Source organism: Solibacillus silvestris (assembly GCF_051967575.1).
GTDB lineage: Bacteria > Bacillota > Bacilli > Bacillales_A > Planococcaceae > Solibacillus > Solibacillus silvestris_B.
Window position 1 is genome coordinate 165,271 of sequence record NZ_JBQCJW010000007.1, and the last position, 12,322, is coordinate 177,592.

A 12,322-nucleotide genomic window follows, 5' to 3' on the forward strand; every position below is an offset into this window, starting at 1 on the left:
TTAAGCATGTTTTTTCAGGAGGTCGTCCATATACTGAACAGGCAGCTTTTTCAAAAAGTACATAATGATAAATGCGATCAAAAATAATAGCCCAGTCGTATAAAATACTGAATGAATCCCGCCAAAGCTTGCAACAACCCCGCCTAATACAGGGCCTAAAATATTGCCAAGAAAGCGGAAACTTTGATTGTAGCCCATAATTTCCCCCTGTACTTCTATCGGTGCTTCACGACGAATAAGCGCAGAAGTAATCGGAATTAATCCTCCAGAGACGATGCCGAACAGGAAACGCAATCCGATAAGCTGCCATAAATCAGTGACGAACGCTTGCGGAATGATGAAAATGACAGCAACGATCAATAAATACGATAATATTTTTTCATATCCGTAATGGTCGCTCAACTTTCCCCAATAGCGCGCAAAGCAAATATTTCCGAGGCCTGCTGCACTGAAAGTTACACCTGCCAACATCGCCACCTCCTGGGAAGGGGTGAGTTCGGAAACATAAAGCGACAGTAAAGGCTGAATGCTGAAGTTTCCGATTTGAATCAATGTCGTCACAAGCATGACATTTAATATGAGTCGATGATGGAAAATCGCCCAAATGACATTTTTCCGCGAGTAAATCGCGCTTTTCGTTTTCCGGATAATGGCTGGTTCATGAATCCCGATAATAATAATAACTGCAGCAATGCCAATCGCAACTGCTGTAATAATAAACGTATATTTAAAACCAAATGTATCCGCCATTAACCCTCCTAAAACAGGACCGAATAATGTCCCCCCGACACTGCCCATTTGCAATGTCCCAAGCGTTTTTCCAGCAACTTCTTTCGGCGTATGTTTACTAATGAAGGCTATGGAGGTGGGGATAAATCCGGTCACAACACCCATCGCAAGTCTTAATACGAAAAACTGCTCCACATTTTGCACATACCCCATTAAAAAAATGCTCGTTGCCACACCGAAGCAGTTAATAATCATAATAGGCTTGTATCCGTATTTGTCGGCGATTCTTCCCCAAATAGGCGACATTAACAATGCTGTAATGAATGTCGCAGCAAATATTAGCCCTGCCCATGTTTGAACATAGTCATCCGAAAAATCCCCTAACGTATCGATATATAAAGACAAAAACGGCATGATCATCGTAGCGGCCGCTGCAACAATAAAATTCGCTACTAAAATGATGATGAAATTATGTCTCATATTTTTCAAATTAATCACATTCTTTCAGTATATTTAAATAATTAAAATCCAGTATAACTTATTTCGTAACCCGAAGGAAGTCGTTCGCAACTTATTAGCTTAAAATGTCATAGTTATGGTAAACTGATACTTGGTAGAAAAGGGGAAGTCGGGTCTTATACCTATACCCATACATTCCATAATTTATTTAAAGGAGAGACTAAAATGTTTCCACAATTATCTAAAGAATTAAATCCAGGAGAAGTAATGGTAGAGATGAACACAACGATGGGTTCAATCAAAATTAAATTATTCCCAGAGCACGCACCAAAAACAGTTGAAAACTTTTTAGGTCACGCGAAATCAGGTTATTATAACGGCATTATTTTCCACCGTGTTATTCCAAATTTCATGGTTCAAGGCGGCGACCCTACAGGCACGGGCATGGGCGGAGAGTCTATTTGGGGCGGCACATTCGAGGATGAGTGTGTTCCGGAGCTTTTAAATATCCGCGGCGCTTTATCAATGGCAAACGCTGGTCCTGGCACAAACGGCTCCCAGTTTTTCATCGTACAAGCACCTAAAGTGGAAGTATCGATGCTAAAGCAAATGGAAGTACGCGGCTGGTCGAAGGAAGAAGTGGAATTTTACAAGAAAAACGGCGGTACTCCATGGTTGGATGGCAAGCACACAGTATTCGGCCAAGTGGTTGAAGGTATGGATGTTGTTGACAATATTGTTAACGTTGACCGGAATATGCATGATAAACCGAAAGAAGATGTTAAAATTGAGTCAATCACTGTTATTGACTAATTATTAAAGGAAGTGTGAGCAAGTGGCCCAATTTTTGCTGAATTTCTCTGGTGGCTTTTTTTATATCCCGGAAGATAAATCACTATACCTGCCCGCTGCAATCGAATTCGGAATTTTAATAATTATTGTTTTTGCTACATTCCGTTTCGTCCGACGCATTGCTGCTCGTCAAGCTGCAAGCGCACAGCTTTTGGAAGAGCGCGCATTGCAAGAACGTGATGAGCGTATGGCGAAAGAAAAAGCAATGGAAGAATACCAAAAGCAGTAATTGAAATGAAAAACATAAAGGGGCCGTTTAGAAAATTCATTTTCTAAACGGCCCCTTTAATGTGTTAGTGGAATGATTTTAATGTTCGCTTAATTCTTTCAACACCGTCTTTTAGCGTATCTAACGGGCATGCCACATTAATGCGCAAAAAACCTCGCCCTGCTTCTCCGTATTTCGTCCCCGGATCGAGGGCGACTTGTCCGACTGATAAAAGCCGATCCATCATCTCTTTTTCTTCAATGCCGGTTGCCCGATAGTCTATCCACATTAAATATGTCGCATCGGGAATGTTTACACTAATTCCTTCAATGGCATTAAGCTCTTGTGCAGCATATTCCATATTATTTTTCAAATAAAGAAGAAGCTCGTCCAGCCAAGCTGCGCCTTCTGTATAGACAGCCTTCATTGCAGTGCAGGCAAAAATGTTCAGACCTAAATTTCCGTGGGCCTGGGCATTTTCCTCGAGAGCCGTATAGAGTGCTTTATTCGGCGCGACAATCATTGCCGCATGAATGCCCGCTATATTAAAGGTTTTCGTCGGGGCAATACATGCAATGATTTTTGCTTTGTCGGCATTGGATACTGTTAAAGTAGGCGTATACGCTTTATGAATTAAAATATCTGCATGAATTTCGTCAGATAGCAAGTATACGTCGTATTGGATACATAATGCTACCAGCCTTTCAAGCTCTTCGCGGCTCCAGACAATACCTGCAGGATTATGGGGATTACATAAAATGAACATTTTAATGCCCGCGCGGAAAATTTCTTCCAGTGTATCGAAATTAAGCGTGTATCCGCCATTTTGCTCAGTTAAATTACATGTGATCACTTCACGGTTTTGAGCTGCCGGCACATTGAAAAATGGGGGATACGCTGGAGTGGACATCCCGATTTTGTCGCCGATGCTCGTGAATGTTTCGATAATGGCAGCAATGGCTGGCACAACACCTGGCTGAAAAAGAATCGTTTGTGGATCGATATGCCAATGATGGCGTGTATGATACCAGTGGACAATCGCATCCTTTACATCGCTATTTGCAAATGTGTATCCGAAAATAGGATGTTTCAGTCGCTCCGCCAAAGCTTCTGAAACAGCTGCTGGAGGCGGAAAATCCATATCTGCCACCCACATCGGCAAAATATTTGTCGCATCTTCCAAATTGTACACTTCATTCATCATATCCCACTTTAAAGATGCGGAACGGCGGCGCTCATGAATTTCGTTAAAAAAAGACATAATAACCCTCTTTTCTTTATGATTTCTTCCAACCTATGTTATCATACATACTATTATAAGAGGATAATTAGGTGAATGGAATGGAAAATATTGAAATGAATCAAAAGTGTGTTCATATATTACAACAGTGGGATCCTTTTGGCTTTGGCGCTGAAAGCTATGATACTGAGACGGCTGATGTTGTAGCTGCACTGCAAGGGATTGACGATCCGACAAAGCTGGCAAAGGTTATCCAAAAAGTATATGAACACTCATTTGAACAATGGATTCCTTTTGAAAAGTGTGTCGCAATCGCATATAAATTAATTGCTGTAAAATTTGAAGCGAAATGCATTATTTAAAAAAATGCGGGCGACCAAAGCTAGAGGTCGCCCGCATTTTAATTTAAGCCATCCATTAAATTTGAAACAGGCACTTCCAAAATTGTAGATAATTTTAGAATCGTCTGTGCGGAAGGGATTTGTTCCCCTTTTTCATAGGCAGTCAGTTTTTCAATGCCTACTCGCGTTTTCTTGGAAAGCTCTTCAATCGACAAATTTTTTTCCAATCTTAAAGTTTTTAACTGTTCATGAAGCTGTAATTTCATTCAATACACATCCTTCTAATAAAATTATTGTGTATTCATCATTATAATATGACAAGCAATTTCCGAAATCCCCTTTTTTGCCAAAAAACAAAAAAATAAAAACTTGTCCAAAATAGAAAACGAACAAGTTTTTACAGATGATTCAGCTAAAGAAAACTTTATTGATGAAAATAGCCGCTATGGAGATTGGGGCTAAATAGCGTACGATAAACAACCAAATATTATATACGATTGGAGAGGTCTGCATTTCTTCGCGCGAAATTTTCTTTGAATATTGATACCCCGCAAAAATTGATGTTAAAAAGGCACCGATCGGCATTAAAACCGCGCTTGTCACATAGTCCACAAAATCGAAAATAGAGCGCCCGAAAATTGTAATATCAGATAACATTCCAAATGATAATGCACTTGGAATACCGATAATAAAAATGATGGCTGCAAGTACCCAAGACGCTTTTTTGCGCTGTGCGGTTTTTTCGCGAATGCCTATCGAAACAACAACTTCCAGCAATGCGATGGACGATGTAACTGTTGCGAAAAGAAGCAGAATGAAAAATACAAGCAATAAAAAGCTGCCGAACGGCAATTGCTCAAATACAGCAGGAATCATGATGAATACTAAGCCAGGACCTTCCGTCGGAGAAAAACCTAGTGCGAACACCGCCGGGAATATGACAAGACCGGCCAATAAAGAAATCGCAATGTTCATGCTCGCGACATTGATGGCGGATGTGACGATTTTCTCCTTTTTGGATAAATAAGAAGCATACGTAATCATTGCGGCAACCCCGATGCTTAGGGAGAAGAATGCTTGCCCCAACGCTAAAATCAAAGTTTCCCCATTAAAGTATGACCAGTCGGGGATGAACATGAATTTCACGCCTTCAACTGCGCCTTCCAACGTAATCGAACGAATAAACAATAGGATGAAAAAGATGAACAGCAATGGCATCATCCATTTACTAGCCGTTTCAATGCCATTTTTAATGCCGGCCTGCACAATTACTAATGTCAAAAGCATAAAAGCAGCCTGAGCGATTAATACTTCCCAAGGGTTCGAAATAATGTCGGAAAATAAATTGCTGAAATTCACGCCTTGGCCCGTAAGCGAAAACGAAACGGCGCGAATGATATAGCTTAAAATCCATCCGCCGACAACGCTATAAAACGATAAAATGAGCCCGCATGCCACAAGCCCGATCCAGCCGATCATATACCAAGGCTTCCCCGGGGCTTGCTCTTTAAATGAGGTGATCGGATCTTTTTGGCCGCGTCGCCCAATCATAAATTCCGCAATTAAAATAGGCAAGCCGATTAACACTGTACATAAAACGAATAATAAAATAAAAACACTACCGCCGTTCGTTCCCGCCATATAGGGGAACTTCCAAATCGCGCCAAGACCGATTGCGCTACCTGCAGCGGCAAGTATGAATCCGATCTTTGATGTAAATTGATCTCTTGATGACAAAAGAAAACCTCCTCATATATATGCAACTATACATTTTACAACATAATCCGCAAGTTTAGCAAAAAAGTTTTGTGGAATTATTAAATGATATGAAAGAAATGCCGGGAATTTTTAGATTTTGCTGAGATTTATTATATGAGGGTTGGAAAACGCTAGATTAATACGATTCTTTGTTACAGCAAACATCATATGTTATAATTTAACATGACATTTACGTATATACGAAAAGAAGGTAGGAACAAAGTATGGCAAAAAAAATTGAAGTGGGTGACGTGCTAACAGGTAAAGTAACAGGAATTCAACCATACGGAGCTTTTGTTGCTTTAGATGAATATACACAGGGCCTTGTCCATATTTCCGAAATCACATATGGTTTTGTGAAGGATGTAAGTGATTTTTTATCTGTCGGGGACGAAATACAAGTGAAGGTTCTGGATGTGGATACAGATCAAAAAAAAATAAGCTTATCTATTCGTGAACTTCAAGAAGTGCCTTTTCATCGAAAAAGAGATATGCAGCCTCGCCGTTCCTTGCAAGATCGTGTTGATGAAGTGGATGCAGACGGCTTCCAAATTTTAAAGGAAAAATTAAAAGACTGGATCGAACAATCCGGACAATGAATAGAACATGCCCAGCTTATTAAAAATAGTTGGGCATGTTCTTTTATATGTAAGAAAATAGATCGTTTAGTAGGAAAAATGATCGAAAAAGTGCGATTTTTCATAAATTTTGAATGAAATAATAAAAGTGTTCGAAATGTGACGAAATATTTAACAAACTCTGAATAAAGTATGTTACAATGTTGGCGGAAAGACACAAATACATTAAATTTTAAAGAGGCGAATATACAATGGCTGAAAATTTAAACTTATTTACATCAACTCAGGAAGTAATTCATGAGGCATTAAATAAACTAGGCTATGATGAAGCAATGTATGAACTACTGAAGGAACCAATCCGTATGTTGACAGTGCGCATCCCAGTGAAAATGGATGATGGCACGACAAAAGTGTTTACGGGATACCGTGCACAGCATAATGACGCAGTAGGGCCAACAAAAGGTGGGGTACGCTTCCATCCAATGGTATCTGAAGAGGAAGTGAAAGCGCTTTCAATGTGGATGACGTTGAAGTGTGGCATCGTCGATCTTCCGTACGGCGGAGGTAAAGGCGGCGTTATTTGCGACCCGCGTGAAATGTCAATGGGCGAAATTGAACGGCTAAGTCGCGGATATGTGCGCGCAATAAGTCAAGTAGTGGGTCCTACAAAGGATATTCCGGCTCCGGACGTATTCACAAATGCGCAAATTATGGCTTGGATGATGGATGAGTACAGCCGTATGGATGAGTTTAACTCGCCAGGTTTCATCACAGGTAAGCCGATTGTTCTAGGTGGTTCGCAAGGCCGGGACCGCGCAACTGCTGAAGGTGTAACAATTGTCATTGAAGAAGCTGCAAAAAAACGCAATATCGATATTAAAGGTGCGCGTGTCGTTATTCAAGGCTTCGGGAATGCGGGCAGTTTCCTTGCGAAGTTTATGAGTGATTTAGGCGCAAAAGTGATCGGGATTTCAGATGCACACGGAGCGCTGCATGATCCGAATGGTTTGGATATCGATTACTTATTGGATCGTCGTGACTCATTTGGTACAGTAACAACTTTATTTGAAAACACAATTACAAATAAAGAGCTATTAGAATTAGATTGTGATATTTTAGTGCCGGCTGCCATTGAAAACCAAATTACAGCTGACAATGCACATAATATTAAGGCAAACATTGTCGTGGAGGCAGCAAATGGTCCGACAACTGCAGAAGCGACAAAAATTTTGACAGACCGCGGCATTCTTCTAGTACCAGACGTATTGGCATCTGCTGGTGGTGTAACCGTGTCATACTTCGAATGGGTACAAAATAATATGGGGTACTATTGGACTGAAGAGGAAGTGCGCGAAAAATTATATGCAAAAATGGTAGAAGCATTTGAAAATGTATATACTACCGCGCAAAATCGCAATATTAACATGCGCCTAGCAGCCTATATGGTAGGTGTACGCCGCACTGCCGAGGCTTCCCGCTTCCGTGGATGGGTGTAATAATTATAATATTAAGTCTCACTTCCAATTTTGGGGTGAGACTTTTTTGAAAAATAGGAGGAATCATTGATGAACGCATTTTCATTTTATAATCCTGTAAAAATTCATTTTGGCAAGGGGAGCATCGAATATTTGCGAAAAGAGCTTCCGCAATACGGGAAAAATATTTTAATCGTCTATGGTGGCGGCAGCATTAAAGCAAATGGTGTTTATGAAGAGATTATGACTATTTTAAATGATTTGAATATGAATGTATTCGAATTATCCGGTGTCGAACCGAATCCGCGTGTTGAAACAGCGCGAAAAGGAATTGAAATTTGCAAGAATAATAATATCGATATCGTATTAGCGGTAGGTGGCGGCTCGGTAATTGATTGCTCGAAATTAATTGTCGCAGGGGCGAAAATTGATGAAGATGCATGGGAGCTCGTGACGAAAAAGGTTTTTGGAAAAGAAGCGCTGCCATTGGCGACTGTATTGACATTGGCGGCAACGGCATCGGAAATGAACTCCGGGTCGGTTATTACGAACTTGGAAACGAAGGAGAAATTTAGCTGGGGCAGTCCGGCTTGCTTCCCTAAATTTTCGATTTTAGATCCTTCCTATACGTTTTCTGTACCGGAAAATCAAACGGTGAACGGTGTCGTTGATACGATGTCGCATATTTTAGAGCAGTATTTCAACAACGCGGCAAACACACCGATTACAGATGAAATGAGTGAGGGGATTTTACGTACATTAATCGATGTCGCTCCGAAAGCATTGCAAGATCCGTCGAATTATGAGCACCGCGAAACATTGATGCTTGCCGGAACGATTGGTTTAAACGGATTCTTATCATTAGGTTCGCGCGGTGACTGGGCAACACATAATATCGAGCATGCGGTATCGGCGTATTATGATATCGCACATGCAGGCGGATTGGCGATTCTTTTCCCGAGCTGGATGAAGCATAATTTGCATGCCAATCCGGCCCGTTTCGCAAAATTAGCGGTAAATGTATTCAATATTGAAGCGAATGGCAAAACAGATGAACAAGTCGCGCTGGAAGGTATTGAGGCGTTATCGGCGTTTTGGACGTCACTCGGCGCTCCGGCTCGCCTGGCGGACTATCAAATTGATGCAACATATTTTGATGAAATGGTTGCGCATTGTATGATCAATGGTCCATTTGGAAACTTCAATAAACTTGAAGCGGAAGATGTGCGAACAATTTTGGAAATGTCTTTGTAAACTAAAAGGGAAGCGGTTCTATTTTATGACCGCTTCCCTTTATACATGAAATTCAAATCATCCCTTTTTCTGTTTCAGGTTTTGTAATCGTATCTTTCCACGCACGTTCACCGTCATCTTCATCAAATGCCATCGTCACTTTTGTAACGCCTTTTTGATTTAGAAGGAGCGCTGTTAAATGATCGCGCACATCGTCTAAATAGGCGAGCGACAAACTGGGATCAGTTTCCGCGATTAATTCGACATGTAAAAATTCTCCTTCTTTTATAACTTCAAGACGTGCAATATCCTTTACGTGAGGATCTTCCATTACTAAATTGCCGATATGAACAAGCATTTCCTCATCTGTTTCACCAATCGCCCCGCGCGCATTATCTAAAAATACACGACCAACTACATAAAACATCATTAAACCAATAATCATAGAAACAATTCCTTCTAAACGGTAAAAACCGGTAAAATATGCTATGACAATCGCTGAAAACGCAAGCACATTTCCCGATGTTGCCACCAAGTCTTCCATCCAAACAAGCTTTGTTGCAGGTTTTGCACGCTTCAAATATTTTACCGATTGGGCAATTTTGTTTCCTTTAGGTTTTACGCCAACCTCGTGAAGAATTTCTTTGGCCGCTTTATTCAGAACAGATAATTCCAATAATGTCCCGATTGCCAATACACTAAGCGCAATGGCCACCCCGGAGGATTCTGTCGCTGGGTGCATAAAATGATGCCATCCTTCCTTAATCGTTTCATAGGAAAGGATTGCTACGATTAAAACAGCGCCTAAACATACTAAGTTAACAATGCGCCCATATCCGTTCGGGAATCTCTGGGTTGGGGCCTTTTTCGATAAAGCCGACCCGATAAACACGAAAAACTGGTTAGCCGCATCTCCGAATGAGTGCATCATTTCGGCGAACATGGCGACATTTCCGGTGAAGAAAAAAGCGACTCCTTTAATAATACCTAAAAATGCATTGACTAGTGCAGCAAGCAATGATGGTTTATTGCCGCCTTTTAATAGTTTGAATATTTCTCCCATGGGGCTTTCCTCCGTTATTCTATATACTCGATTTTAATATTTTGAACATATTCTAACTTTCGTAGTCGGTTGTATAGCCCGATTGTATGATTTTTTTCCACAGTCGAAAAACGTATATCAATTTCATGCAATAGCTTTTCGGATGCGGGCACATCCCTTATAGAAATATTTTCGATATACATATCGTTGTTTTTCAAGTAATCAATCAAATCTTTTATATTTTCTGCTTGCCCGGTAATAATTATTAAAGAAACTTCCCTCATCCTTAAACGTTTCGGGCCAAATTTCAACAGTAAAGGTGCTAGAAGTTCAATGCCTAATACGACAATGAGAACGGTAATAAATGCCTGAATATAAAAGCCGGCCCCAACCGCAATCCCAATCGCTGCAGCACCCCAAATCATTGCGGCGGTAGTAAGTCCGGTAATACTGTCATTTCCTTTACGCAAAATGACACCGGCACCTAAAAATCCGATTCCGCTAACGATTTGGGCCGCTAAACGCAATGGGTCCATCGTAATATTAATATCATCCCGTGCAGGTGTTGAATAAGCAGTCTCGATTGATATGATTGTAAGCAAACAGCTGAATGTGGCGATAACTAAACTCGTCTTTAAACCGACTGGCTTCTTTTTCAATTCCCTTTCGATTCCAATTATTAAACTTAGTGTAGCCGCAATTAATAATTTTAATAAAATTTCTACAGTAAATTTATCAGTCGTCAACCATTCCAAGTCCCGTACATCCCCTTTCCGTATAAATTAAAATTCAAACTTTCTCGTAAAAAACATTTCAATAAGGTATAGTTTGATAAGTTGAAGCGCAATAGCTTAGAAATTTATAATGGGTGCTAAACTACATAAATAGAAAGAAGGGCATTATTTTGGAAAGACCACCGATCCATCCATATATCCCTATAATTATAGGCGTAATTTCTGTTTCCCTTTCCGCAATTTTTGTAAAACTTGCAAGTGCAGATTCCGGCGTAATTGCATTTTATCGTATGCTATTCTCAATATTAATTATGCTTCCTTGGTTTTTAATGAAATATAGCCATGAAGTAAAGCTGCTAACAAAACGAGATTGGTTGTTTTCGTCAATAGCCGGTATCTTTTTGGCATTTCACTTCATTTTGTGGTTTGAATCGTTGAACTATACTTCAGTAGCCAGCTCTACCGTTTTGGTGACGATGCAGCCTATATTTGCATTTATTGGGACCTATTTATTTTTTAAAGAGAAGATTACATTAAAAACGCTCGTGGCAGGTTGTATTGCGATTTTGGGCAGTGTCCTTATTAGTTGGGGAGATTTCCAAATTAGTGGTTCTGCGCTTTATGGCGATATTTTAGCGTTAATAGCATGTGCATTGGTAACTGGCTATTTGTTATTTGGGCAAGATGTGCGAAAAAGATTATCACTTGTTACTTATACAATGGTAGTGTACTCGGTAAGTACGATTACTTTGTTCTTTTACATTATTGTAAAAGGGGAATCATTCGGTCCTTATCCAGCGATTGATTGGATGTGGTTTTTGTTATTGGCGATTATTCCAAACTTATTGGGGCATAATCTTTTTAACTGGTCATTAAAATGGGTAAGTACGAATGTGCTTTCTATCGCTATATTATTTGAACCCGTTGGTGCAGCCATACTCGCTATGTTCATTTTTAACGAGTATTTAACTGTTACTCAAATAGTGGGCGGTATGATCGTGATTTTAGGGATTATGTTATTTGTAGTCGATTTAAAAAAGTTTTTTGTAAAAAAGGCTTGATTTTATACATCCTTTTGAGGTATATTATTTCTTGTCCTCAAGAGGATGTTTACTTCAGAAAAATATTTCGCAATAGTTATTGACTTTGTTAAACGAATATAATATATTGTTTAAGTCGCTAACGAAGCGAAAAAACATTTTGAAAATGTTATTGACATAATAATTTTAAAATGCTAATATTAAGAAGTTCCGCTTTGGGATGATGTGAACCTTGAAAACTGAACAAGCAACGTTAATGAAACAAGCTTCTTATAATGAAGCAAACAATAGATTTCAGCTTTTAGTTAAGCTGGATCGCTAGCAAAGCAAATGAGCTTTCAAACTACTTTTATGGAGAGTTTGATCCTGGCTCAGGACGAACGCTGGCGGCGTGCCTAATACATGCAAGTCGAGCGGGACTTGGATTGGTGCTTGCACCGGTTCAAGTTTAGCGGCGGACGGGTGAGTAACACGTGGGTAACCTGCCTTATAGATTGGGATAACTCCGGGAAACCGGGGCTAATACCGAATAACACTTCTGGACACATGTCCGGAGGTTGAAAGACGGTTTCGGCTGTCGCTATGAGATGGACCCGCGGCGCATTAGCTAGTTGGTGAGGTAACGGCTCACCA

At 40.2% G+C, this 12,322-nt stretch carries 13 protein-coding genes and 1 rRNA gene; 8 read left to right on the forward strand and 6 right to left on the reverse strand.

The genetic code is table 11. The annotated features are described in order from the left end of the window. Complete coding sequence (locus tag ACTHOQ_RS06935) at nucleotides 1-1,218, reverse strand: MFS transporter (RefSeq protein WP_440495059.1); 1,218 nt, start codon at nucleotides 1,216-1,218, stop codon at nucleotides 1-3. A gap of 195 nt (nucleotides 1,219-1,413) precedes the next feature. On the opposite strand from ACTHOQ_RS06935, the gene ACTHOQ_RS06940 reads away from it, so the two are divergent. After that, on the forward strand, nucleotides 1,414-2,001 hold the full coding sequence (locus tag ACTHOQ_RS06940) for a peptidylprolyl isomerase (RefSeq protein ID WP_440495060.1): 588 nt from the start codon (nucleotides 1,414-1,416) through the stop codon (nucleotides 1,999-2,001). Between the two features lie 22 nt (nucleotides 2,002-2,023). Further along, complete coding sequence (locus ACTHOQ_RS06945; RefSeq protein ID WP_440495062.1) at nucleotides 2,024-2,269, forward strand: hypothetical protein; 246 nt, start codon at nucleotides 2,024-2,026, stop codon at nucleotides 2,267-2,269. A 64-nt stretch (nucleotides 2,270-2,333) separates the two neighbouring features. On the opposite strand, the gene ACTHOQ_RS06950 is transcribed toward ACTHOQ_RS06945, so the two are convergent. Next, nucleotides 2,334-3,509 (reverse strand): MalY/PatB family protein, encoded by a 1,176-nt coding sequence (locus ACTHOQ_RS06950; protein WP_440495063.1) that lies wholly within the window; start codon nucleotides 3,507-3,509, stop codon nucleotides 2,334-2,336. Nucleotides 3,510-3,589: 80 nt separating this feature from the next. On the opposite strand from ACTHOQ_RS06950, the gene ACTHOQ_RS06955 reads away from it, so the two are divergent. Then, complete coding sequence (locus tag ACTHOQ_RS06955; protein WP_440495081.1) at nucleotides 3,590-3,850, forward strand: DUF1871 family protein; 261 nt, start codon at nucleotides 3,590-3,592, stop codon at nucleotides 3,848-3,850. Between the two features lie 38 nt (nucleotides 3,851-3,888). Here the strand turns inward: ACTHOQ_RS06955 and ACTHOQ_RS06960 are convergent, their stop codons facing one another. Beyond that, nucleotides 3,889-4,095 (reverse strand): helix-turn-helix domain-containing protein, encoded by a 207-nt coding sequence (locus ACTHOQ_RS06960; RefSeq protein WP_440495064.1) that lies wholly within the window; start codon nucleotides 4,093-4,095, stop codon nucleotides 3,889-3,891. A 142-nt stretch (nucleotides 4,096-4,237) separates the two neighbouring features. Then, nucleotides 4,238-5,566, reverse strand: coding sequence for a sodium-dependent transporter (locus tag ACTHOQ_RS06965; RefSeq protein WP_440495066.1), 1,329 nt, complete (start codon nucleotides 5,564-5,566; stop codon nucleotides 4,238-4,240). A 245-nt stretch (nucleotides 5,567-5,811) separates the two neighbouring features. Here ACTHOQ_RS06965 and yugI point away from each other — a divergent pair, with 245 nt between their 5' ends. The 3 genes from yugI (at nucleotide 5,812) to ACTHOQ_RS06980 (ending at nucleotide 8,894) form a co-directional block, all read left to right on the forward strand. Continuing rightward, nucleotides 5,812-6,186, forward strand: coding sequence for a S1 domain-containing post-transcriptional regulator GSP13 (yugI, locus tag ACTHOQ_RS06970; protein ID WP_440495068.1), 375 nt, complete (start codon nucleotides 5,812-5,814; stop codon nucleotides 6,184-6,186). Nucleotides 6,187-6,416: 230 nt separating this feature from the next. Further along, on the forward strand, nucleotides 6,417-7,661 hold the full coding sequence (locus ACTHOQ_RS06975) for a Glu/Leu/Phe/Val family dehydrogenase (protein ID WP_440495069.1): 1,245 nt from the start codon (nucleotides 6,417-6,419) through the stop codon (nucleotides 7,659-7,661). A gap of 69 nt (nucleotides 7,662-7,730) precedes the next feature. Then, nucleotides 7,731-8,894, forward strand: a complete 1,164-nt coding sequence (locus ACTHOQ_RS06980) for an iron-containing alcohol dehydrogenase (RefSeq protein ID WP_440495071.1) — start codon at nucleotides 7,731-7,733, stop codon at nucleotides 8,892-8,894. A gap of 52 nt (nucleotides 8,895-8,946) precedes the next feature. On the opposite strand, the gene ACTHOQ_RS06985 is transcribed toward ACTHOQ_RS06980, so the two are convergent. Both ACTHOQ_RS06985 and ACTHOQ_RS06990 read right to left on the reverse strand, forming a co-directional pair. Beyond that, nucleotides 8,947-9,936: a cation diffusion facilitator family transporter gene (locus ACTHOQ_RS06985; protein ID WP_440495072.1), complete on the reverse strand. Its 990-nt coding sequence runs from the start codon at nucleotides 9,934-9,936 to the stop codon at nucleotides 8,947-8,949. Nucleotides 9,937-9,950: 14 nt separating this feature from the next. Then, nucleotides 9,951-10,670 carry an MgtC/SapB family protein gene (locus tag ACTHOQ_RS06990; protein WP_440495074.1) on the reverse strand — a complete coding sequence of 240 codons (720 nt, stop codon included), beginning with the start codon at nucleotides 10,668-10,670 and terminating at the stop codon, nucleotides 9,951-9,953. A gap of 149 nt (nucleotides 10,671-10,819) precedes the next feature. Between ACTHOQ_RS06990 and ACTHOQ_RS06995 the strand changes: the two genes are divergently transcribed. Then, entirely contained in the window at nucleotides 10,820-11,710 is an 891-nt protein-coding gene (locus ACTHOQ_RS06995; RefSeq protein ID WP_440495075.1) for a DMT family transporter, read from the forward strand. Between the two features lie 327 nt (nucleotides 11,711-12,037). After that, nucleotides 12,038-12,322: ribosomal RNA gene (locus ACTHOQ_RS07000) — 16S ribosomal RNA — on the forward strand; the annotation flags it as partial.